Genomic DNA, 22,783 nt, shown 5'->3' with positions numbered 1-22,783 from the left:
ACGGCGGCCTCATTGCAGGCCGCGATCGATCGTCAGACCGCTGCCTATTTCCGGTCCACCCACACCGTCTGCGCATTCAGGAATTCCGTCATCCCGAAGTGCGACAGCTCGCGGCCATAGCCGCTGTGCTTGATGCCGCCGATCGGGATGCGCGGATCGGACGCCGGAAAGCCATTCACGAACACGCCGCCCGTTTCCAGGCGCCGCGCAAACGCCTTGCCCTTTTCGCGATCCGTGGTCCAGATGGCGCCGCTCAGCCCGAATTCGCTGTGGTTGGCCAGGGCCAGCGCGTCTTCTTCGTCTTCGGCCACGATCAGGGAAGCAACCGGGCCAAACAACTCCTGGTCGAAAGCGACCATGCCCGGACGCACATCCGACAGAATCACCGGCGCAAAGTAGTTGCCTTTGCCATCGACTTTGCCGCCCTCCAGCAGCAGGGTCGCGCCGCCGTCGATCGATGCCTGCACCTGTCCGGCCAACTCGTCCCGCAGATCGAACCGGGCCATCGGGCCGACGAAGGTATCAGCGTCCATGGGGTTACCCACCTTCAGCGCCTTGACCGCCGCCACGAACTTCTCGGTAAAGGCTTGCGCAATCGGCTTTTCAAGAATGATGCGCTTGGCCGCGATGCAGATCTGGCCATTGTTCTGGAAGCGGCCCGTCACCGCCGCCTTGACCGCGCCGTCCAGGTCTGCGTCCGCTAATACGATAAAGGGATCGGCGCCGCCCAATTCCAGCACGGACTTCTTCAGGGCCGCCCCGGCTTGCGACGCTATGGCGGAGCCCGCGCGCACGCTGCCCGTGACCGCCACCGCGGCAATCCGCCGGTCCGCAATGGCCATCGACACGCCATCATTCGATGCATTCAGTACGCTGAACGCCCCGTCCGGCAAGCCCGCTTCCTTCAGCGCCGACTGCAGCGCATAGGCGCAGCCCATCACATTCGGGGCGTGCTTGAGCACATAGGCGTTGCCACCCAACAGGATAGGCACCGCGCCGCGCAGCACCTGCCAGAACGGGAAATTCCAGGGCATGACGGCCAGCACGGCGCCGATCGGCAGGTAGGACACATAGGCGTCCTTGCCGATCGCGGTGCTTTCATCGTTCAGCATGGCGGGACCGTGTTCCGCGTACCAATCGCACAGGCCCGCGCACTTTTCAACTTCGGCCTTCGCCTGCGCAATCGGCTTACCCATCTCATTGGTGGCCAATGCAGCCAGGGCGTCGATATCGGCGCGCAGCACCTTCGCCAAACGCCGCAGCACGTCGGCGCGTCCGCTGACCGGCATCGCGCTCCAGGCCCGGTAGCCGGCCACGGCCAGATTCAGGGACGCATCAATTTCCGTTTGCGACTCGATCGGGTACCGCGCGAACTCTTCACCCGTTGCGGGGTTGATGGACAAGGCAAAAGCAGGGGTGGACGACATGCAAAGCTCCGGAACAAGAGGTCAGGCTCCACGATAAGCTTGTGCAACCTTCCTGAAAATTGAAAAATAAGGAAAGAAACATTCTTTCCGGAAGAATATGGACCTGTCCCAACTCGAAGTGTTCCGCGCCGTGGCGGAAGAAGGCGGCATCAGCGCGGCGGCCAAACGCCTGCATCGTGTGCCGTCCAACGTCACGACCCGCCTCAAGCAACTCGAAGAAGAACTGGGTGTCGACCTGTTCATTCGCGAAAAGCTGCGGCTGCGCCTGTCGTCGGTCGGCCATACTTTCCTGGACTACACCCGCCGTATCCTGGACCTGACCGAAGAAGCCCGGCAGGCCGCGATGGGCAGCGAACCGCGCGGCACTTTCACGCTGGGCGCCATGGAAAGCACTGCAGCCGTGCGTATTCCGCCGGTGCTGGCGGCTTTCCATCAACGCTATCCCAAGGTCGAACTGGACCTGTCCACCGGACCGTCAGGCGACATGATCGACGGCGTGCTGGCAGGCCGCCTGTCCGCCGCGTTCACCGACGGGCCAGTGGGCCATCCGCTGCTCGACGGCATTGCCGTGTACCCGGAAGAGATGGTCGTCATTTCGCCCAAGCGGCACGCGCCCATCGCGCGCGCCAGCGATGTGGCGGGCGCGACGCTGTATGCCTTCAGGCCCAACTGCTCCTATCGCCGGCACTTTGAAAACTGGTTTGCGGCCGACGGCGTGCGTCCGGGCAAGATCTTCGAAATGGAGTCCTACCACGGCATGCTGGCGTGCGTGACGGCTGGCGGCGGACTGGCGCTGGTTCCCTTGAGCATGCTCAATACCATGTACGGCAGCCAGAATGTGATGGCGCATCGCCTCGCATCACCGTTTCGCGAAGCGCAGACCTGGCTGGTGTGGCGGCGCGGTGCGCGGACGCCGAACGTCGATGCCCTGATCGGACTGCTCGGGGACCCCGCGACAACGGCAACGGAATCAACGCCGACGCCGGCATCGTAGCGACGGCTACATCCACATCGGCATCGATTGCGGTGCCGACATCTACACCTTGGACTGTTCCTGCTCCGGCACCTTTACCTGCTCCGGCACCTTCACCTGCGCGGGCGCCTGCGCCTTGATCGGCATGGCGTGCTCGTCCAGCGTCGCCAGATAGGCATGGATCTGCGCCACTACCCCGGCGCCCTCGCCCACCGCCGCCGCGACCCGTTTGGTCGACCCCGCGCGCGCATCACCGACCGCGAAGATGCCCGGCAGATTGGTCTCCAGCGGAGACGGCGTGCGGGCCGTCGGATCCTCGGAAGGCGCGCCGGTCAGGATGAAGCCCTTGCTGTCGCGAGCCACCGGGCAGTCCTTGAGCCAGTCAGTGTTCGGGTCCGCGCCAATGAACAGGAACAGACGGCGCACCGGGGTGAGCCGCTGTTCACCGGTGTCGCGATGCCGGCAGGTGACCGCGGTCAGCTCACCGTCTTCGCCCGTCAGACCGACAATCTCGGTGCGCAGATGCACTTCGACATTTTTCAGCCCGCGGATGCGCTCGACCAGATAGCTCGACATGGTTGCTTCCATGGACGCGCCCCGCACCAGTACATGCACCTTGGTGGCCTGGCTCGACAGATACACGATGGCTTGGCCCGCCGAATTGCCCGCACCGACCACCATGATTTCGGATGCGTGGCACAGCTTGCCTTCGATCGGCGATGCCCAGTAATGCACGCCCGCATTGTCGTAGCGCGCAAAGTTCTCGACATCCAGATGCCGGTACTTCGCGCCGCTGGCGATCACGACAGCCTTGGCTTGCACCGTCGGATTGCCTTCAATGAAGATGCGGCGCGGGCAGGCGCTGCAGTCCAGCCCTTCCACCACCGCCGGCACAGCGATGCGGGCGCCGAATTTCTCGGCCTGAACAAAGGCCCGGCCCGCCAAGGCCTGACCCGAAATCCCGGTGGGAAAACCCAGGTAGTTTTCGATCCGGGCACTGGCGCCGGCCTGCCCGCCAAACGCGTAGGCGTCGAGCACCAGCACTGACAGGCCTTCCGATGCCGCATACACCGCGGTTGCCAGCCCGGCGGGGCCCGCGCCAATCACCGCAATGTCATAGACCTTGTCGCCCGACAGATCGGGGAGCAGGCCCAGGCATCGACCCAGCTCGGCTTCGGACGGATTCAGTTTGACGGTGCCGTCCGGGCACACGACCAGCGGCAACTGATCGGCCGTCGGCCCGTATTCCTTGAGCAGCTTCAGCGCGGTCACATCGTCCATCGCCAGTTCGGCGTGGGGATGCGCATTGCGCGCCAGAAAGCCCTGCAGCCGCACCATGTTCGCGTGCCCCGGCGGCCCGACCAGCACGGGCGCCGCGGTATTGGTCTCGAGCAGCGCGACCCGCCGCAAAATCAGCGCGCGCATGATCCGCTCGCCCAGATCGGCTTCAGCCACGACCAGCGCCCGCAGGCTTTCCGGATCGATCACCAGGGCTTCGACATCGCCAATGGCGCGGCCCGACACCAGCGACGGGTGCCCTGCCAGTTGGCCTATCTCAGCCAGGAACTGCCCGGGGCCCTGCTCGACAACATCGGCGTAATGCCCCAGGCCGTCGTACTGCGTGATCTGCACACTGCCTTCCAGCAGCACCAACATGCCGGTCGCGGCATTGCCCGCCTCGAACATACCGGCGCCATCGGGCCAGCGCTGCTTGTGGCCGAAGCGGCACAGCCGGCCGATGTCGGCCGAGGACAGCATCGGGAACATCTGTGGCCGTCGCGAGGCGCTCGTCGACGTCCTGACGGGCTCGGCCAACGGAACGGAGTCGGCAAGCGAAAAGTCGGAACCTGGTGTGAGACCCATGCGTGGCGTGTCCTTGAATGTTCCGGGATGCCCGGCGTGTAGGGCCGGGGTAGGGTGCCGCTGCTAGCGCGACGCGGCCACCGCGGCGTCGATCGCGCGTTCGAGCCGGTCCATGCCGAAGGACACATCGACCAGCACGCCATTGATGTAGAACGTGGGGGTGGCGCGCACCCGCAGCGCCGTGCCCAACGCAATGTGTTCCTGCACCCGCTGCAGGTACACGTGGTCATCGAGCTCGCTCTTGAACCGCAGCATGTCCAGTTCAAGCGTTTCTGCGTAGGTGATCAGGTGCGCGTGGTCCAGATGCGACTGGTGTTCGAACAGCATATCCACATAGGGCCAGAACTTGCCCTGCGCGCCCGCCACTTCGGCGGCTTCGGCCGCAAGTTCGGCATGGGGATGCACTTCCAGCAGCGGGAAATGACGGAACACGTAACGGACGTCGTCGGCGCGGCGCTTGAGCAACTGGTGGACGGCCCCGTGTGCCGTGCGGCAGTTCGGACATTCAAGATCGCCATATTCGATGATCACGACGGGGGCCGAAGCCGGTCCGATAATGTGATCAATCGCCTTGTCAGGAATCAATGCGGTACGGTCTGGCATAGAGATACCCCCCTTGGCGCGTTGCGCCTCCCCCAGGGGCGACACCAGCGGACCGGAAGAGCCGGATCCGCGGCGTCCCTGGGGGGAGTGTGTGCTTGCGTGTCGTGATTGGAGGATAGCGGCAATTTGATGGTTCGATAACCCCCCCATCGGTGGTGGTCATGGTGTTTCGGGGGTCTACCGGGGCGATGCATGGGGTAACACGTTGCTGTGTTATTGGCGGGGAGCTGGCGGCACAATCGTATTTTCATACTATCGGCTGGCGCCTTCATGAAGATTGCTACCTTCAACATCAATGGGATCCGGGCCCGCTTGCCGGCTTTGCTGGAGTGGCTGGGGCGGGAGGCGCCGGACGTGGCGTGTCTGCAGGAGTTGAAGACGACGGACGCGACGTTTCCGGCGGACGAGATCCGGGCTGCCGGGTATGGGGTGATCTCGCATGGCCAGAAGTCGTGGAACGGGGTGGCGATCCTGGCGCGCGATACGGACCCGGTTGAGACCCGGCGCGGCTTGCCCGGCTTCGAGAAGGATGAACACAGCCGCTACCTGGAAGCGGCGGTGAACGGGGTGCTGATCGGCTGCCTGTATCTGCCGAATGGCAATCCGCAACCCGGCCCCAAGTTCGACTACAAACTGGCCTGGTTCGAGCATTTCCTGAAGCATGCGCAGACCTTGTTCGACAGCGGCCATCCGGTGGTGCTTGCGGGCGACTACAACGTCGTGCCGACCGATGACGACATCTATAACCCCAAGTCCTGGCTCAAGGATGCCTTGCTGCAGCCCGAGAGCCGAGAGTGCTTTGCGCGGCTGGTGGACCAGGGCTGGACCGATGCGCTGCGCGCGCAGTATCCCGACGAACGCATCTACACGTTCTGGGATTACTTCCGCCAGCACTGGCAGAAGAACTCGGGCCTGCGGATCGATCATCTGCTGTTGAGCAAGGATCTGGCGCCACGACTGGAATCGGCCGGCGTCGACCGGTGGGTGCGCGACCTGCCGCATGCCAGCGACCACGCACCCACATGGATCGTGCTGGGTGAAGCGAAGACGGCGGTGAAGAAAACGGCGGCGAAGAAGACCGCAGCCAAAAAGGCCGAACCCAAAAAGGCTGCAGTGAAGAAGGCAGCACCCAAGAAGTCAGCCTCCAAGACAGCGGCTGCAGAGCAAGTACCCGCAACACCGCCCCCTGCAAAGAAAGCCTCGGCGACCCAACCCGCGCAGACCCAACCCGCACAGACCAAACGGCCAGCAGCGCCACCGGCGACGCCAACATCGCCTGCAACGCGCGCCACTGCGCCGAAGCCTTCCGCCCACAAAGCGCCATCCCGACGAACCGCCGCGCGGAAGATATCGGGCTGAGGAAGCGGGCAGCCGGCGTTCCGGCGCCCGGCCCCGCGTCACCGTCCGGTCCGCCCTGCGCCCTGCGGCCCGCGCCGTCCCGGCGTACACTACCGCCCTTTCCGGACCGGCCCACTGCCGTCCGTCCCTTCCCCACGTGCGCCCGGTCATTCAACGACCCGCGCGCGTCTGCCCGTCACAGGAATCGTCCATGCAGGCCCTCGCCCGCCTCAGCCGTTTCGTCGGCAATACCTTCGCCATCTGGGTCTTGCTGTTTGCCATCATCGCCTTCTTTGCACCAGCGCAATTCACGTGGCTGGGCAAGTACATCGTGCCGCTGCTCGGCGTCATCATGTTCGGCATGGGCCTGACGCTGTCCAAGGAAGATTTCCGTGAAGTGGTGCGCCGCCCGCGCGACGTCGCGATCGGCGTGGCGGGCCAGTTCATCATCATGCCGGGCCTGGCCTGGCTGCTGACGCAGGCGCTGAACCTGCCCCCGGAAGTGGCCGTGGGCGTCATCCTGGTCGGTTGCTGCCCTGGCGGCACCGCATCGAACGTCATGACCTTCCTGGCTCGCGGCGATGTGGCGCTGTCGGTCGCCATCACATCGGTGACGACGCTGGTCGCCCCCATCGTCACGCCTGCATTGATTTACCTGCTGGCCAGCCAGTGGATCGAGGTCAGCGCCGCGGCCATGTTCTGGTCCATCGTCCAGGTGGTGGTGCTGCCGATCGCGCTCGGCGTGGCCGCACAGTATGTGCTGGGCAAGCGCGTCCAGCATGGCGTCGCCGTGTTGCCGCTGATTTCAGTGGTGGCGATCGTTGCCATCGTCGCGGCCGTGGTGGCGGGCAACCAGGCGCGTATTGCCAGCAGTGGACTGATGATTTTCGCGGTGGTTGTGTTGCACAACGGTCTGGGTCTGCTGATCGGTTATGGCCTGGCCAAGGCTTTTGGCATGAGCGTGGCCAAACGCAAGGCCATCTCGATCGAGGTCGGCATGCAGAACTCCGGCCTCGGGGTCGCATTGGCGACCGCGCATTTTTCGCCGCTGGCCGCCGTGCCCAGCGCGATCTTCAGCGTGTGGCACAACATCTCGGGCCCCCTGGCCGCGACGCTGTTCCGCCGCTTCAAGGACGACACTCGCCAGGACGCCGCCCCGCGCGTCTGAGTTCGCCCGCCAGCCCTCGGCGCAGGCCGGGGCTGCGCGGCGCGCGGGAATCTGCAAGAATCGGGGCCCGTCCTGCCGCCGAGCACGCCGCCATGCCCTACATGCTTCTGATCGTTGAACCCGTCAACCAACGCAGCGAACGCACCGAGGCCGAAGGTCGTGCCCTGTACGACCGCATGCTGGGTTTCGGTGCGGACCTTCACGCTCGCGGCCTGCTGGTCGCCGGCGAATCCCTTGTCTCCCAACAAAAAGCCGTCCGCGTACAAAAGCGCGATGGCCGCCAGCGCCTCATCGACGGCCCCTTTGCCGAAGCCAAGGAAATGGTCGGGGGCTTCTTCCTGCTCAACTGCGCCACCCGTGATGAAGCGGTCGAGATCGCCGGCACCTGCCCGGCGGCGGAATGGTGCACGGTCGAAGTCCGCGAAGTCGCGCCCTGCTACTTCTGAACCGGACCACTGAAACAATTTTTTCGCGCGGCGCACATTTCCTGTCGAGCCCGTGTCGATTCCGGTCATCGTGGGTCGTCGTAGGGGCAGAGGCGAACCTTCCCGCCTTGCAGGAGACCCCGATGCGTTTCATGATCCTGGTCCGGGCCACGCCCGAGACTGAAACCGAAGCTAGCACCCTGTTCGGCGATACGGCCATGATGGCCGCCATGACCGAGTACCACGATGCCCTTGCCAGGGCGGGCGTCCTGCTCGACGCCGCCGGGCTCAAGCCAAGCGCCGTTGGCTGGCGCATCCGCTACGCAGGCGATCGCCGCACCGTCATCGACGGGCCCTTTGCAGAGACCAAAGAGTTGCTGGCCGGCTATACGCTGATCCAGGTACGCTCACGCGATGAAGCCATGGAATGGGCAAGACGCTTCCCGAATCCGATGGGCGCGGGGGCCAGCGCCGAAATCGAAGTGCGCCCCTTGTACGAAGCCGAAGACCTGCCCGACGCGCTGACCCGGCCATCGATGTAGCCACCACAATAGCCACAACGATAGCCACCGCGACAGCAACCCCGCAGCCACCGCTGGACCCACCCTTGCCTTCACAGGACACCGCCATGCACAAACACATTTTCGTCAATCTGCCCGTCGCCGACCTGCCCCGCAGCAAGACTTTCTTTGCGGCGCTGGGCCTGACCTTCGAGCCGCGCTTTACCGACCACACCGCCGCCTGCATGATCCTTGGCGAGAACATTTTTGCCATGCTGCTGACGCATGAAAAATTCCGGGGCTTCACGCCCAAGCCCATCAGCGACGCCCACACCAGCACCGAAGTATTGACCTGCCTGTCCTGTGAAAGCCGGGCGGAAGTGGAAGACCTGGTGGCCAAGGCGCTTGCGGCCGGCGGCACGGCACCGCAGCCGCCCATGGACTACGGCTTCATGTACGCCCACGGATTTACCGACCTGGACGGCCACATCTGGGAGTTGATGTTCATGGACATGAGCGCCGCGCCGCCCGAAATGCAGCCGCCACAACCCGCCGGGACGCCATCCGGCAGCCCCGACCACCAGGCCACCACCTGACCGGTCACGTGGACGCCACGGCCACCCATCGTGCGATCGACGCCGTCTGGCGGATCGAGTCCGCGCGCGTCATTGCGGCGGTCGCGCGGCGGGTGCGTGACGTCGGCGTGGCCGAGGAACTGGCGCAGGACGCGCTGGTGGCCGCGCTCGAACGCTGGCCGCGCGACGGGGTGCCCGACAATCCGGGCGCGTGGCTCATGACGACGGCGATCAACCGCGCGCTTGACCGGCTGCGCCAGCAGGCGCTGCACGCGCGCAAGAACGAGCAGTACGGCCACGAGCAGGAAGTGCTGTATGGCGCGTCGGCGCCGGACCCGGCCGACCAGGTTGCCGCGGCCCGGGAGGACGACGTGGGCGACGATCTCCTGCGGCTGATCTTTACCGCGTGCCATCCGGTGCTGCCCACCGATGGCCGAGTCGCGCTCACGCTTCGGCTGCTGGGCGGCCTGACCACCGACGAGATCGCGCGCGCGTTCCTGGTCCCCGAACCCACCATCGCGCAGCGCATCGTCCGCGCCAAACGGGCGCTGACAGCCGCCGCCGTGCCCTTCGAGGTACCCGATGCTCAGGCCCGGCCTGAACGGCTTGCCTCGGTGCTCGAAGTCATCTACCTGATCTTCAATGAAGGCTATACAGCGACCGCGGGCGATGACCTGATGCGTCCGGCGCTGTGCGACGAAGCGATCCGCCTGGGGCGCGTGCTGGCCCGGCTGGCGCCGGCTGAAAGCGAGGTGCAGGGGTTGCTGGCCTTGATGGAATTGCAGGCATCGCGCGCTGCTGCCCGGGTCGACGCGGCGGGCCGGCCCGTGCTGCTGGCCGACCAGGACCGGACTCGCTGGGACGCGCTGCTGATTCACCGGGGGCTGGCGGCCCTGGCGCGCGCCGAGGCACTGGGCGGCGCCGACGGGCCTTACGCGTTGCAGGCCGCACTGGCTGCCTGCCACGCACGCGCGGCCACGGCGGGCGCCACCGACTGGCGGCGGATCGTTGCGATCTACAACGTGTTGATGATGCGGTCCCCATCGCCGGTGGTGGCCTTGAACCGCGCGGTGGCCGTCAGCATGGCCGAGGGTCCGCAGGCCGCGCTGGACTTGGTGGACGAACTGGCGCGCGATCCGGCGCTGGCCCATTACCCGTGGTTGCCAGGTGTGCGCGGCGACCTGCTGGCGCGCCTGCATCGGCATGCCGAGGCACGGGCCGCCTTCCAGTGCGCCGCGGACCTGACCCGCAATGCCCGCGAACGCGCGGCCTTGCTCGAACGGGCGGCGGCCCTGCCGACGGAGCCCCCTGCCGCGCCGACATGAGTCGGCCATATTGGTGTGACATCCTCAAATGTGGCACCCTTGCCGGTTGCGCGCCGCGTCCCGCCATCGGAACGCTTGTGGCCGCCCCTTCCTGAATGTGTTCGTCATGACCTCTGCACCCCCCACTGAATCGGCCCCGTCGCCCGAGGCCCGCACCCTCGCCACCCGCCGGGAATGGATAGGCCTGGCGGTCATCGCCCTGCCCTGTCTGGTCTATGCCATGGACCTGACCGTACTCAATCTGGCCCTGCCCGCGATCAGCGAACACCTGCATCCGTCCAGCTCGCAGCTCCTCTGGATCATCGACGTCTACGGATTTCTGGTGGCGGGTTTCCTCATCACCATGGGAACGCTGGGCGACCGGATCGGCCGCCGCAAGCTCCTGCTGATCGGCGCCGCCTTCTTTGCCGTGGCCTCGACGCTGGCCGCCTTTGCCGACTCGGCCGGCATGCTGATTGCCATGCGGGCGCTGCTCGGGATTGCCGGTGCGACGCTGGCGCCCTCGACCCTGTCGCTCATCCGGAACATGTTCCATGACGAGCGGCAACGGCAGTTCGCAATCGGCGTTTGGATCGCCAGCTTTTCAGTCGGCAGCGCGATCGGCCCGCTGGTCGGTGGTGTCCTGCTGGAATTTTTCTGGTGGGGCTCGGTGTTCCTGCTGGCCTTGCCGGTGATGGCGCTGCTGTTGATTGTCGGGCCGTCGCTGCTGCCCGAATACAAGGACCCGAACGCCGGCCGCATCGACCTGGTCAGCGTTGCCCTGTCCTTGTTCGCGGTGCTCAGCATCATCTATGCGCTCAAGCAGTTGGCCGAGCATGGCTTGCACGCGTTGCCACTGGCGCTGCTGGCGGTCGGCCTGGGCGTCGGCACGGTGTTCATCCGGCGGCAGACCACGCTGGCCTATCCGCTGCTCGACCTGGCCCTGTTTCAAAGCCGGCCGTTCAGCGCGGCCATCACGGCCTATGCCCTGTCCTGCCTGGCCATGTTCGGCGTCTACATCTACATCAGCCAGTACCTGCAACTAGTGCTGGGCCTGTCGCCGCTGATGGCAGGCGTCGCCTTGCTGCCCTGGGCACTGGGCTTCGTATTCGGGTCCCTGCTTTCGCCGCGGCTGTCACGCCATGTCGCGCCCGCCACCATCATGATCTGGGGGCTGCTGTCATCGTCGATCGGCTTTGCGCTGGTGTGGATGGCCGGCACATCGTGGGGCCTGTCTGCCCTGATTGCCGGCACGATCGTCATGAGCCTGGGCATGGCGCCCGTGTTCACCGTCGGCAACGAGATCATCGTGACGGCTGCGCCGCCGGAACGCGCCGGGTCGGCCTCCGCCATTTCCGAGACCAGCGCCGAATTCAGCGGCGCGCTCGGCATTGCCATCTTCGGCAGCCTGGGCACGCTCATCTACCGGATGGCGGTCAGCGATGGGCTGCCTGCAGCGCTGTCGCCCGAAGATCGCGCCACGTCGCTCGCCACGTTGGGCGGCGCGGTCGCCACGGCGCACGGCGCCCCCGGCCCGGTCGCCGACGCGTTGCTGCTGGTGGCGCGGGAGGCATTCGTCAGTGCACTGCAATTCACGGCGCTGGTCGGCGGCGTGCTGGTACTGCTTGCCGGGTTGCTGACGGCGCGGATCCTGCGCACCCTGCCGCCCAAGGTCTGAGGCGGCGCGCTTTCAACCGATGGTAACGGCGTTGGAAGCGCGCCCTGACTCGCTGCTAGCATGTCGGCCGCAGTCCAGCTGAGGAAGCCATCATGCAAGAACGTCCTTTCGGCGGCACCGGCCGCCAGGTCCCGATCATCGGTCAGGGCACATGGAACCTGGAACTCGCGCCGCGTCCCCAGGCCATCGCCGCATTGCAGCGCGGCCTGGACCTGGGCTTGCGGCACATCGATACCGCCGAAATGTACGGCGACGGAGACGCCGAAGCGCTGGTGGGCGAGGCGATCGATGGCCGTCGAGACGAGGTTTTCCTGGTGTCCAAGGTAGTGCCCTCCAACGCGTCGAAACGCGGCGTGCGCAGCGCCTGCGAACGTTCGCTCAAGCTGCTGCGCACCGACCGGCTGGACTGCTACCTGCTGCATTGGCGCGGATCCTATCCTCTGGAGGAGACCTTTGCCGCCTTCGAAGACCTGCAACGCGAGGGCAAGATCCTGAGCTTCGGCGTCAGCAACTTCGATGTCGATGACCTGGAAGAAGCGATCGATGTGTTGGGTCCGGGCCGCATTGCCTGCAACCAGGTGCTCTACCACCTGAAAGAGCGCGCCATCGAACACGCCGTCATCCCGTGGTGCGAAGAGAACCAGATCGCGGTCGTGGCCTACAGCCCTTTCGGACAGGACGCGTTTCCGTCCCCGGACAGCGCCGGCGGTCGGGTGCTGGCGGCCATTGCCGACGCCCATGGGGCCACGGCACGGCAGGTTGCACTGGCCTTCCTGACCCGCAGCAATGACGTCTTCGCCATCCCGAAGGCGTCCACCGCGGATCACACGCAAGCCAATGCCGGGGCCGGTGACATCATGCTGAGCGATGACGAGATCATCCAGATCGACAAGGCATTTCCGCGCGGCGCGAAGCCGCGGGGCTTGCCGATGCTGTAAGGCGGGCGCCGTTACGCCGCCCGGCCTGCCACACGCATTTCGTGCCAGCGCAGGCCGCCCAGCATCACCAGCACCACCGCCACCAGCGGGAACATCATCAGGTTGATGGCATCCCAGCCGGCCGCGCCCAGCATGCGGCCCGAACTGAAGGACGACAGGGCCACCGTGCCGAACACCAGGAAGTCGTTCAGGGCCTGCACCTTGGCTCGCTCTTCCGGCCGATAGCAGTCGGTGACGACGGACGTTGCGCCGATGAAGCCGAAGTTCCAGCCCACCCCCAGCAGCACCAGGCCGCCCCAGAAGTTGAACAGGTCGAGGCCACCTAACGACATCAAGGCCGCCGCCGCGATCAGCACAAGGCCCAGCGCGGTCATGGCGTACTTGCCGATGGCCGCGATCAGCCGGCCGGTGAACAGGCTGGGCGCGAACATGGCCAGCACATGCCACTGGATGCCCAGCGCGGCTTCACCGACGGTGTGCCCGCAACCGACCATGGCGATCGGCGCGGCGGTCATCACGAAGCTCATCAGCCCGAAGGTCACGACCCCGGCCGTGACGGCCACCATGAACTTCGGCGTCATGGCGATTTCGGATAACGGCCGGCCCGACCCGCTGGTGGTCACGGCGGCCGGCGGCGGAATACGCAGCATCGCAATCAGCGGAACGGCCAGCAACGCCAGGGCCGCCTGACCGAAGAAGCTGCCGGCAAACGGCGCGGCCGGCAAGGCATCGCGGGTCCAGATCACCACCTGCGGTCCGATGACCGCGGCGATCAGCCCCCCGACCATCACCCGCGAAATGGCCTGCGGACGCCAGGCCGGCGCCGCCATGTCCGCCGCCGCAAACCGGTAGCTCTGCACGCAGGCGCCATAGAAACCGGCCATGGTCGTGCCCACGCAGAACATCATGAAGTCGCTGCGGGCGATGCCCCAGGCCGCGATCAGGCCGGAGACCAGACCCAGCATGGCGCCCAGCAGATACGCCATACGACGGCCCATGCGCCGCATGATGAGGGCGGCCGGAATGGTCGACAGCGCGACCCCCAGGTTGTACAGACTGACCGGCAAGGTGGACAGCGCCGGGTTGGTCGACAGCATCTGCCCCACCAGGCCGCCCAGCGAAATGATGATGGGCGCCGACGCACCGCCCAGCGACTGCGCGGCCACCAGAAGGTGCAGATTGCGCCGCTGCGAAGGCTCGGGCGCGGCATCGGCGCCGGCCGTTGCGCTGGCCGTTGCGCTGGCCGATGCGCTGTCAGTCGTGCCGGCGGCGGCGGTCGTTGCGGGGGATGGGGTCGACATCGTCAAGGCTTCCGCTTGGCGCCCGCCGTGCCGAACACGTGGGCGAGGTAACACTGCAACATGGTCCGCAATTCGTTCAGCAGACCCGGCAAGCCGGCCGCCTCTTCGTCGATCAGCGGCCCGACACTGCGCATCTGGCTGAGCAAGGTGGCAGCGACGCGCGCGCCCTGCGCGGGCGGCACCTTGCCGGCCACGGCCAGGATGCCGACCAGGCTCGCGCGCATGTCCGCGCGCAAGCGGCTGCGGCGACCATCCGCATCGCCCCGGGCGTCCATCAGTGCGATGGCCGCGGCGCGGTCGGACCGCAGGGTGCTCATCAGGTCGACCAGCCGATCGGCCAAGCCTGCCGCGTCCAGTCCGGCCGCATCGGCGGTGATGGCATCGAGCGATGCGTGGATACGTTCGCCGTAGCGGGTGAGCAACACATCCGCCAGGACTTCTTTGGTCGGGAAAAAACGATAAAGGGATCCGATCGCCGTATTCGATCGCGCGGCAACTTCCGTCATCGTCGCGGCGTCGTAGCCCTTTTCCGCGAACACGGCCGCGCCGGCATCCAGGATCGCGGCCACGCGCTGCATGCCGCGTTCGCGTTTGGGTTCGCGCGCAGTGGCAACGGCGATTGACTTTTGCGAGGCCATCCTCAACAATCCTGATTTGCGAGTCTATCCTCGCATTCTCGCACAGCCGTGTGCCGCGATGTCCCCCATTCAACCTCACGTTTCCCCGCCCCCTTCCCTGACCGCGACCCCGGACACGCCTGCTGGCGGGCCTGCTCCTGGCGGCAAGCCCCGCGTTCCGTACAAGCGTTGGGCGGCCTTGCTTGTGCTGTCGATCGTGTTCGCGACGCTGCTGGAACTGGCCGGCCTGTCGGCCGCGCTGCTGCTGGGGCCAATGATCGCGGCCATTATCGTGGCCTACGTGGACGGCACGCTGAACGTGCCCAAGCGCCCCTTCCTGCTGGCCCAGGGGCTGATCGGCTGCATGATCGCGCACAGCATTCCGGCCACACTGCTGGGTGAAGTGCTCAAGGACTGGCCGGTATTTGTCCTGGCTGTCGGATCGGTGATCGTCGCAAGTGTGATTATCGGATGGCTCATGACACGCTGGCAGGTGCTGCCCGGCACCACGTCGATCTGGGGCGCCTTCCCGGGCGCCGCGTCGGCCATGACCTTGATGGCCGAGGCCTATGGCGCGGACTTCCGCCTGGTTGCGTTCATGCAGTACGTGCGGGTGGTGCTGGTCGCCATCGTGGCGTCGACCCTGACCCGCATCTGGGTCAGCGACGCCAGTGTCGCGGCCACCGCGCCGGTCGCGCATATCCTGTGGTTCCCCCCGCTCAACCCGGTGGACTTTGCCAAGACCCTGGCATTGGCCGCGGGCGGCGCGTGGGTGGCGCTGCGCCTGCGGATTCCGGCCGGGCCGCTGCTGGTGCCGATGGTGGTGGGGATCGTGCTGCAGAACGTATTCGGCATGACGCTGGTGCTGCCGCCGTGGCTGCTGGCCCTGGCCTACGGCCTGGTCGGCTGGAGCATCGGCCTGCGCTTCACCCGCCCCATCCTGAGCTACGCCATGAAGACGCTGCCGCAAGTCCTGATCGCCGTCGTCACGCTGATTACCGTATGCGGCGGATTCGCCGTCATGCTGGTGGTGTTTGCCGGTATCGATCCCCTTACGGCCTACCTGGCCACCAGTCCGGGCGGCGCCGATTCGGTCGCCATCATCGCGGCGTCCAGCAACGTCGACATGCCATTCGTGATGGCCATGCAGACCGGCCGTTTCGTGGTCGTCCTGCTGATCGGGCCTGGCCTTGCCCGGTTCATTGCACGCCGATCGGGCATCAAGGACATCCCCACCCGATGAACGGACCGCGCTGCAGCGCGGTTTTCGCACCGTCATTCGCGCCAGCCATAGAGGGTATGGCGGGCGATGCGTAGACACTGCCAGGCGCCCGGCCTACCTTAGCCTCCAGTACGACAGCACGATGACAGTCGCATCGTCATCCGTCGGATATCACGGAGAAACAGCATGAGCCAGGCGTCCCTACGCAACCTCGTCGACGGCGAAACCGGCACCGTCAGCCGCGAGGTCTACGTCAACGACACCATTTTTACGCAGGAGATGGAGCAGATTTTCAGCCGTGCCTGGCTCTTTGTCGGCCACGAAAGCATGGTGCCGAATCCCGACGATTATTTCGTCAGCCGCATGGGCACCGACTCCGTCATCCTGACCCGCGATCGTCAGGGCGAGATCCAGGTCCTGCTCAATAGCTGCCTGCATCGCGGCATGAAACTGTGCCGCTATGACCACGGCAACAACCGCACGTTCACCTGTCCCTATCACGGCTGGAGCTATTCCACCGACGGCCGCCTGGTCGAGAAGGCCGGTGAACTGGTCGGCGTGCCGGGCTACAAGACCCACTACTTTTCCGAACTCGACAAGCAAGCCTGGGGCCTGAAAAGCGTCGCCAAGCTGGTGAACTACAAGGGCTCCATCTGGGCCACGTGGGACGCCGACGCACCGTCATTCGAAGACTACCTGGGCGACATGAAGCTCTACCTGGACTTCGCGCTGGACCATCGCGATGGCCGCGAAGGCGGATCGGAAATGATCGGCGGCGTGCAGAAGTGGCGCATCCCGTGCAACTGGAAAACCGCTGCCGAAAACTTCAACGCCGACCTGTACCACGACATCAGCCATCGCTCGGTCGACATCGTCGGCATCGGACCCGGGGGCAAGGGACGCCGCGATCCCACCCCCAACCGCGTGTCCATCTCGTTCAAGAACCTGGGCCATGGTCTGGTCGGCCGCGCGCCCTACACCGAAGAAAATCCGTACGCGCCGCTGTATGGCAAGTACCCGGAAGTCGAGGCCTATTACCGCCAGGTCTATGAAGACCGCGAAAACCGCCTGGGTGGAAAGATGCGCGTGCTGCACAGCGTGGGCACCATCTTCCCGAACATGGCGATCCATGGGCGCCAGCCGCGCACGATTGCCGTCTTCCATCCGATCAGCGCCACCGAAACCGAAATGTGGCGCATCTATCTGGTGGACAAGGATGCCCCCGCCGCTGTCAAGGAAGCCGCGCGCGCCTACTACCTGCGCTATTCCGGCCCGGGCGGAATGACCGAGTCCGACGACATGGAAAACTGGTGCTATGCCACCGAATCCAGCACCGGCACCATTGCCCGCACCCTGGCCTACAACTACCAGATGGGCATGGGCCACGAACAGCCGGTACCGGGACTCAAGGGCGCCGTCACCACCGGTGAATTCACCGAAGAGACCAACCGCAACTACTACGTGCGATGGGCCGCATTCATGGCGGGCACGTCGTGGACCGAGCTGATGGCCGGCGCCAACGACTGAGGACGAGACATGACACAGACCTATCTGGACATCGAACCGGCCTCGGTGCAACAGGAAATCGAGCAGTTCTTCTATCGCGAAGCCGACCTGCTGGACGAACGCCGCTACGACGAATGGCTGGCCTTGCTTGCCGATGACATCCGCTACTGGATGCCGGTCGTGCGCAACGTCCGGCGGGATGCCCGCGAACAGGAATACACCCGCGAAGGGCTGGACGTCGCCTGGTTCGATGAAGGCATCGAGACACTGCGCCAGCGCGTCGCGCAGATCAACACGGGCATCCATTGGGCCGAAGAACCGGCCTCGCGGACCTCGCACCTGATCACCAACGTGCGCCTGCTGGGCGCTCCCGAAGGGCAGACGCTCGCGGCCAATGAGGTGCGCAGCAAGTGCCGCTTCATCGTGTATCAGAACCGGCTGGAAGGCGAAGTGGCGTGGTTCGTCGGCAAGCGCGTCGATACGCTGCGGCGCACCGAACACGGCCTGCAGGTGCGGCGCCGCGAGATCTACCTGGATCAGACGGTGCTGCTCGGCAAGGCGCTGACCGTCTTTTTCTAGGCGCCGCGGCGGCCAGGCATCTGGCTGCAGATCCGCTGTTTCGAGACATGACATCTCCCGCGCCACCGGGCGCGGGCGGGGACGGCTCGCGCCCGTACCTCGGCGCCGCCGCAAGCACCCAGGGTCGCCCGGCCTTGCGGCCGTCACGTCATGCCGCTGTGAAGTCTTCCGTCTTTTGTGGAGTGCCCCATGAACCCTTTGCCCGTCATCGTCATTGGAGCCGGCCATGCCGGTGTCGAATGCGCGTTTGCGCTGCGGCAGGCAGGCGTGCCGCAGGACATCCTTCTTATCGGTGACGAACCCCACCTGCCCTATGAACGGCCGCCGCTCTCCAAGGCGATGTTGTCGGACGCGCTCGATATTGAGCGCGTTCAACTCAAGCCCATGGCCGCATTCGACAAGGCGCGCATCACCCTGCGCCGCGGCGAACGTGTCACGCGGCTCGATACGGTGGCGCGTACGGTGGACCTGGCGGGTGGCGAGTCGCTGCGGTACAGCGAATGCATCCTTGCCACCGGTGGCCGCGCCCGCCTGCTGCCCGGCATGGATGCGGCGCAAGTCCACGCCATTCGCACGCTGGACGACGCACTGCGGCTCAAGCCCGAGCTTGTGCCCGGCCAACGCCTGGTCGTGATCGGTGCGGGCTACCTGGGCCTGGAGATCGCGTCCACCGCGGCCAAGCTCGGCCTGCACGTGACGGTGCTCGAAAACGGCCGGCTGATGGCCGGCAAGGCGTCGCCCTATACCGAAGCACGGTTTGCGGCCCTGCATCGGGATGCGGGCGTCGAGTTGTTCACGGGTGTCTCGGTAGTTGGCTGTGAAGGCCAGCCAGGCCAATGGCGCGTGACCGTGAATGGTGGCGCGGCGCACCCCCCCGCAACGCTGGACGGCGCGCAGTTCGATGCCGACCTGCTGCTGGTGTCCATCGGCGCACTGCCCAATACCGAACTGGCCGAGGCGGCCGGCATCGCGTGTCACGACGGCATCGAAGTCGACGCGCTGTGCCAGACCTCCGCCCCCGGCGTCTATGCCATCGGGGATTGCGCCAACGCGCATAGCCAGCATGGCCAGCGGCGCTGCCGGATCGAAAGCGTGCAGAACGCGCTATTCCAGGCGCGCACGGTAGCCGCGCAGCTGGCCGGCAAGCCCGTCGCCGCGCTGCGCCCGCCCACCTTCTGGTCCGAGCAATGCGGCAAGCGGCTGCAGATGGCCGGCCTCGTTCTGCTTGATGCGCCGATCGACGATCACGTCACCCATACCGACCGCGGCTGGGTCGTCGAACGTTTCCAGCACGGCGTCTTGCGCGCTGTGGAAGCGGTCGACAGCCCCATCGACTTCGTCCAGAAAACCCGATTGATCGCCGCGCCGCTGTCCGCCGAGACACCCGCGTGTGCCCCTTTGCTTACGGAGCCCCAGCATGCCTAGCGCGATTTTTGAACACCCCGATGGCGATCGCGAAACGGTCGACATTCCCGAAGGATGGACGCTGATGGAGGGCGCGCGGCGGGACGAGATCGCGGGCATCGACGCCGAATGTGGTGGCGGAGCGATCTGCGGCACCTGCCATGTGCAGGTCGATGGCCACTGGCTGGCGCGGCTCAAGCCAGCCGATGCATCGGAAAGTGCCCTGCTCGGCATCGTGCCCGAACGCACGGAAGGCAGCCGGCTGGCCTGCCAGATCGTGATGGATGACAGCCTGGACGGCATCGTCGTGCGCGTCCCGGCGGAACAGCTCGGCCTGTAGAGGACGGGTCAGCAGGGCGGCGGTCAGCAGGGAATCGGTCGGCAGGACAAATATCTAAATACGATTATCGGGAGAAGGTCGTGAGCGTGGCTTGGAACGAAAGGAAAGACGCGGCGTGCCCGCGCGGCGTGGGCATTGCCACCGACGTGTATGCGTCGCATGCGCAGGGCACGGAATTGTTCGATGAGAACGGCAAGCGCTATATCGATTTTGCGGGCGGCATTGGCGTGCTGAATGTGGGCCACCGCCATCCGCGCGTCGAAGCCGCCGTCGTAGACCAGGCGCGCCGCTTCATGCACAGCTGCTACCAAGTGCTTCCGTACAAGGAATACATCACCCTGGCCGAACGCCTGAACGCCATGGTGCCCGGCGACTTCCCGAAAAAAACGGTGTTCTTCACCACGGGGGTCGAGGCGGTCGAAAATGCGATAAAGATCGCCCGCGCCGCGACGGGCCGCCCTGCCATCATCAGCTTCAACGGCGCCTTTCATGGCCGCACGATGATGGGCCTGGCGCTGACGGGCAAGGTCGCGCCGTACAAGATCGGCTTCGGCTCGCTGCCGGGCGATGTCTATCGCGCCCCCTTCCCTGCCGACGGCACCGGTGCCGCCGTGGCGGACACGATGGCGGCGATCCAGGACCTGTTCCGTTACGACGTCGAAGCGTCCCGCGTCGCGGCCATCATCATCGAACCCGTGCAAGGCGAAGGCGGCTTCTATCCCGCGCCCGTCAGCCTGATGCGTCAGTTGCGCGCGCTGTGCGATGCGCACGGTATCCTGCTCATTGCCGATGAGATCCAGTGCGGCGTCGGCCGCACCGGCACGATGTTCGCGATGGAGCACTTTGGCGTGGCTGCCGACATCACGACGGTGGCCAAGAGCCTGGCGGGCGGGATGCCCCTGTCAGGCGTCGTCGGCCGCGCGTCGGTGATGGACGCCCCCGCACCCGGCGGCCTGGGCAGCACCTATGCCGGCGCACCGCTGGCCATCGCCGCGGCCCATGCCGTCCTGGACGTGTTCGAAAAAGAAGCGCTGCTGGAGCACGGCAACCTGCTGGCGCGCACGATGCGCCAACGCCTTGCCCGCGCCCAGGAGCGGCATACCGAGATCACGGACGTGCGCGGCCTCGGGCCGATGATCGCGATGGAATTCAGCGATGAGCACGGCAAGCCATCGGCCGCGCTGGCCCAGGCGCTGCGCATGGAGGCATTGGATGCGGGCCTGATCCTGCTGACCTGCGGCAGTTACGGCAACGCGATCCGCTTCCTGTTTCCGCTCAACACGCCGGTCGGCATCTTCAACGAAGCCCTCGACATTCTGGACACCGCGCTGGCCAACGTGCTGCGCCGGGAGCACACCGCATGACGACCCTCTCCGCCGCATCGGATCACTCCGAATCAGGCATGCCCGCAGGCAAGCCATGCACCATGCAGGCAAGCCCACCAACCGGCACGCAAACCGGCCCCCAGACCGGCTCCCACTGGATGCTGCGCAGCGCCGCCGCCTCCGGCCTGACCGTCTGCTTCGCCAACCCAGGCACGACCGAACTCCCCTTCGTCGCCGGAATGGATGCCGTGCCCGACGTCCGGCCCATCCTGACGATGTTCGAAGGCGTCTGTTCCGGCGCCGCCGACGGCTACTACCGCATCAGCGGCAAGCCGGCCATGACGCTGACCCATCTTGGCCCGGGCTTCGCCAATGCGATCGCCAACCTGCACAACGCCCGTCGCGCCGGATCGGCCATCTACAACGTCATCGGCGAACACATGTCGTGGCACATCGAGGCCGACCCGCCGCTGAACAGCGACATCGAATCGCTCGCGCGGCCGGTATCCGCGGGCGTGTATCGCGCCGACTCGGTGGCATCGCTGGCGTCCGTCACCCGCCAGTCGCTCGACAACGTCGTGGCGCCGGGCGGCGGCATTCACAGCCTTATCCTGCCCATGGATCTGCAAGCCGCGCCCATGGACGCACCGTTGCACGCCGCCGTCGCCAAGCCCATCGACGCGCCCATGGATGGCGCAGCGATCGACCGTGTGGCGGCCGGCATAGCCGCGGGCAAACGCACCCTGTTGCTGCTGGGCGCCGATGCCTTGCATGAAGCGGCACTGATCGAAGCGCTGCGATTCCGGTCATTGGGCCACGTCGACATCGTGGGCGAGACCTTTCCCGCCCGCAGCGAACATGGCGGCGGCTTGCCGGCCATCCGGCGCTTCAACCCGTCGGCCGAACAGGCGCATCCCTATTTGCTCGGCTTCGATTGCGTGGCGCTGATCGGCGCCAAACGGCCAGTCGCCTTCTTTGGCGCGCCAGGCTATCCCAGCTTCCTGGGCGACCCGGCCCGCACGGTTCCGCTGTGCGGCGGCAGTGAAGGCGCGCGCGGGGTGTTGCGGGCCCTGGCCGAGACCCTGCGTTTGCCGGTGCAGTCCGTCCAGGCTCCCCCGCCCGCGCAGGACCACGACCGCGACAACACGTTGACCGCCGAATCGGCCGCGCGCGTCGTCGCGGCTCACCTGCCTGCCAACGCCATCGTGTCGGCCGAGGGCCAGACATTGGCCTTCCCGTTCAACGCCATCGCAGCCGAAGCGCAGCGCCATTCGACCATCGTGCTGACAGGCGGGGCCATCGGCCAAGGCATTCCCGCCGCATTCGGCGCCGCCATTGCTGCGCCCGATCGCAAGGTCATCGGCCTGCAGTCCGACGGGAGCGCGCTCTATACGATCCAGACGCTGTGGTCGATGGCACGCGAAGGCGTCGATGCAACGATCCTGATTGCATCGAACCGCCGCTACAACATCCTGATCAACGAGATGCGCCGCAATGGCTATGACCTGGTCAGCCCGGCCGTGACCGACCTGCTGCATCTGTCGCGCCCCGATATCGACTGGGTGCATCTTGCGCGCGGCTTCGGCGTCAACGCCGACCGGGTCGAAACCGTCGCCGAACTGCGCGCGTCCTTCCGCCGCGCCATGGCCGAACCGGGCCCGAAGCTGATCGAGGTTGTCCTTCCCTAACGTCTCTCG

At 66.1% G+C, this 22,783-nt stretch carries 20 protein-coding genes and 1 pseudogene; 16 read left to right on the top strand and 5 right to left on the bottom strand.

Annotated elements, in window-relative coordinates:
* Window positions 1-44: 44 nt before the first annotated feature.
* Entirely contained in the window at window positions 45-1,427 is a 1,383-nt protein-coding gene (locus HD883_RS03145) for an NAD-dependent succinate-semialdehyde dehydrogenase (protein ID WP_179587868.1), read from the bottom strand.
* A 97-nt stretch (window positions 1,428-1,524) separates the two neighbouring features.
* Between HD883_RS03145 and ptrR the strand changes: the two genes are divergently transcribed.
* Window positions 1,525-2,421, top strand: coding sequence for a putrescine utilization regulator PtrR (ptrR, locus tag HD883_RS03140; RefSeq protein WP_179587869.1), 897 nt, complete (start codon window positions 1,525-1,527; stop codon window positions 2,419-2,421).
* A 42-nt stretch (window positions 2,422-2,463) separates the two neighbouring features.
* Here the strand turns inward: ptrR and HD883_RS03135 are convergent, their stop codons facing one another.
* Entirely contained in the window at window positions 2,464-4,263 is a 1,800-nt protein-coding gene (locus HD883_RS03135) for an FAD-dependent oxidoreductase (protein ID WP_179587870.1), read from the bottom strand.
* A gap of 63 nt (window positions 4,264-4,326) precedes the next feature.
* On the bottom strand, window positions 4,327-4,866 hold the full coding sequence (locus HD883_RS03130) for a DsbA family protein (protein ID WP_179587871.1): 540 nt from the start codon (window positions 4,864-4,866) through the stop codon (window positions 4,327-4,329).
* Between the two features lie 270 nt (window positions 4,867-5,136).
* Between HD883_RS03130 and HD883_RS03125 the strand changes: the two are divergent.
* The 8 genes and pseudogenes from HD883_RS03125 to HD883_RS03090 form a co-directional block, all read left to right on the top strand.
* Window positions 5,137-5,925: pseudogene (locus tag HD883_RS03125) on the top strand (exodeoxyribonuclease III); the annotation flags it as partial.
* A 490-nt stretch (window positions 5,926-6,415) separates the two neighbouring features.
* Window positions 6,416-7,372: a bile acid:sodium symporter family protein gene (locus HD883_RS03120; protein ID WP_179587873.1), complete on the top strand. Its 957-nt coding sequence runs from the start codon at window positions 6,416-6,418 to the stop codon at window positions 7,370-7,372.
* 92 nt (window positions 7,373-7,464) lie between these two features.
* Window positions 7,465-7,818, top strand: coding sequence for a YciI family protein (locus HD883_RS03115; RefSeq protein WP_179587874.1), 354 nt, complete (start codon window positions 7,465-7,467; stop codon window positions 7,816-7,818).
* A 122-nt stretch (window positions 7,819-7,940) separates the two neighbouring features.
* Window positions 7,941-8,339 (top strand): YciI family protein, encoded by a 399-nt coding sequence (locus tag HD883_RS03110; protein WP_179587875.1) that lies wholly within the window; start codon window positions 7,941-7,943, stop codon window positions 8,337-8,339.
* An 86-nt stretch (window positions 8,340-8,425) separates the two neighbouring features.
* Window positions 8,426-8,893, top strand: a complete 468-nt coding sequence (locus tag HD883_RS03105) for a VOC family protein (protein ID WP_257021971.1) — start codon at window positions 8,426-8,428, stop codon at window positions 8,891-8,893.
* A gap of 8 nt (window positions 8,894-8,901) precedes the next feature.
* A complete protein-coding gene (locus HD883_RS03100) occupies window positions 8,902-10,197 on the top strand; it encodes an RNA polymerase sigma factor (protein WP_179587876.1) in 1,296 nt (431 codons plus the stop codon).
* Between the two features lie 106 nt (window positions 10,198-10,303).
* A complete protein-coding gene (locus tag HD883_RS03095; protein WP_179587877.1) occupies window positions 10,304-11,854 on the top strand; it encodes an MFS transporter in 1,551 nt (516 codons plus the stop codon).
* Window positions 11,855-11,946: 92 nt separating this feature from the next.
* Window positions 11,947-12,792 (top strand): aldo/keto reductase, encoded by an 846-nt coding sequence (locus HD883_RS03090; RefSeq protein ID WP_179587878.1) that lies wholly within the window; start codon window positions 11,947-11,949, stop codon window positions 12,790-12,792.
* A gap of 11 nt (window positions 12,793-12,803) precedes the next feature.
* On the opposite strand, the gene HD883_RS03085 is transcribed toward HD883_RS03090, so the two are convergent.
* Window positions 12,804-14,093, bottom strand: a complete 1,290-nt coding sequence (locus tag HD883_RS03085; protein WP_179587879.1) for an MFS transporter — start codon at window positions 14,091-14,093, stop codon at window positions 12,804-12,806.
* A 2-nt stretch (window positions 14,094-14,095) separates the two neighbouring features.
* Entirely contained in the window at window positions 14,096-14,731 is a 636-nt protein-coding gene (locus HD883_RS03080; RefSeq protein ID WP_179587880.1) for a TetR/AcrR family transcriptional regulator, read from the bottom strand.
* A gap of 58 nt (window positions 14,732-14,789) precedes the next feature.
* Here HD883_RS03080 and HD883_RS03075 point away from each other — a divergent pair, with 58 nt between their 5' ends.
* The 7 genes from HD883_RS03075 (at window position 14,790) to HD883_RS03045 (ending at window position 22,774) form a co-directional block, all read left to right on the top strand.
* A complete protein-coding gene (locus HD883_RS03075; RefSeq protein ID WP_179587881.1) occupies window positions 14,790-15,953 on the top strand; it encodes an AbrB family transcriptional regulator in 1,164 nt (387 codons plus the stop codon).
* 165 nt (window positions 15,954-16,118) lie between these two features.
* Window positions 16,119-17,459 carry an aromatic ring-hydroxylating oxygenase subunit alpha gene (locus HD883_RS03070; protein ID WP_179587882.1) on the top strand — a complete coding sequence of 447 codons (1,341 nt, stop codon included), beginning with the start codon at window positions 16,119-16,121 and terminating at the stop codon, window positions 17,457-17,459.
* A 9-nt stretch (window positions 17,460-17,468) separates the two neighbouring features.
* On the top strand, window positions 17,469-18,017 hold the full coding sequence (locus tag HD883_RS03065) for a 3-phenylpropionate/cinnamic acid dioxygenase subunit beta (RefSeq protein WP_179587883.1): 549 nt from the start codon (window positions 17,469-17,471) through the stop codon (window positions 18,015-18,017).
* Between the two features lie 189 nt (window positions 18,018-18,206).
* Window positions 18,207-19,442: an NAD(P)/FAD-dependent oxidoreductase gene (locus HD883_RS03060; RefSeq protein ID WP_179587884.1), complete on the top strand. Its 1,236-nt coding sequence runs from the start codon at window positions 18,207-18,209 to the stop codon at window positions 19,440-19,442.
* Window positions 19,435-19,761, top strand: a complete 327-nt coding sequence (locus HD883_RS03055) for a 2Fe-2S iron-sulfur cluster-binding protein (protein WP_179587885.1) — start codon at window positions 19,435-19,437, stop codon at window positions 19,759-19,761. Before HD883_RS03060 ends, HD883_RS03055 begins: the two co-directional genes overlap by 8 nt.
* A gap of 80 nt (window positions 19,762-19,841) precedes the next feature.
* Window positions 19,842-21,125: a 4-aminobutyrate--2-oxoglutarate transaminase gene (gene gabT, locus HD883_RS03050; protein ID WP_373563299.1), complete on the top strand. Its 1,284-nt coding sequence runs from the start codon at window positions 19,842-19,844 to the stop codon at window positions 21,123-21,125.
* Entirely contained in the window at window positions 21,122-22,774 is a 1,653-nt protein-coding gene (locus HD883_RS03045; protein ID WP_179587886.1) for an acetolactate synthase large subunit, read from the top strand. Before gabT ends, HD883_RS03045 begins: the two co-directional genes overlap by 4 nt.
* The last annotated feature ends 9 nt before the right edge of the window (window positions 22,775-22,783 follow it).

Origin of the sequence: Pigmentiphaga litoralis (genome assembly GCF_013408655.1) — a bacterium.
Lineage (GTDB): Bacteria > Pseudomonadota > Gammaproteobacteria > Burkholderiales > Burkholderiaceae_B > Pigmentiphaga > Pigmentiphaga litoralis_A.
The sequence above is the reverse complement of the archived record's forward strand: the minus strand, read 5'-3'. Positions and strand labels throughout refer to the sequence as shown.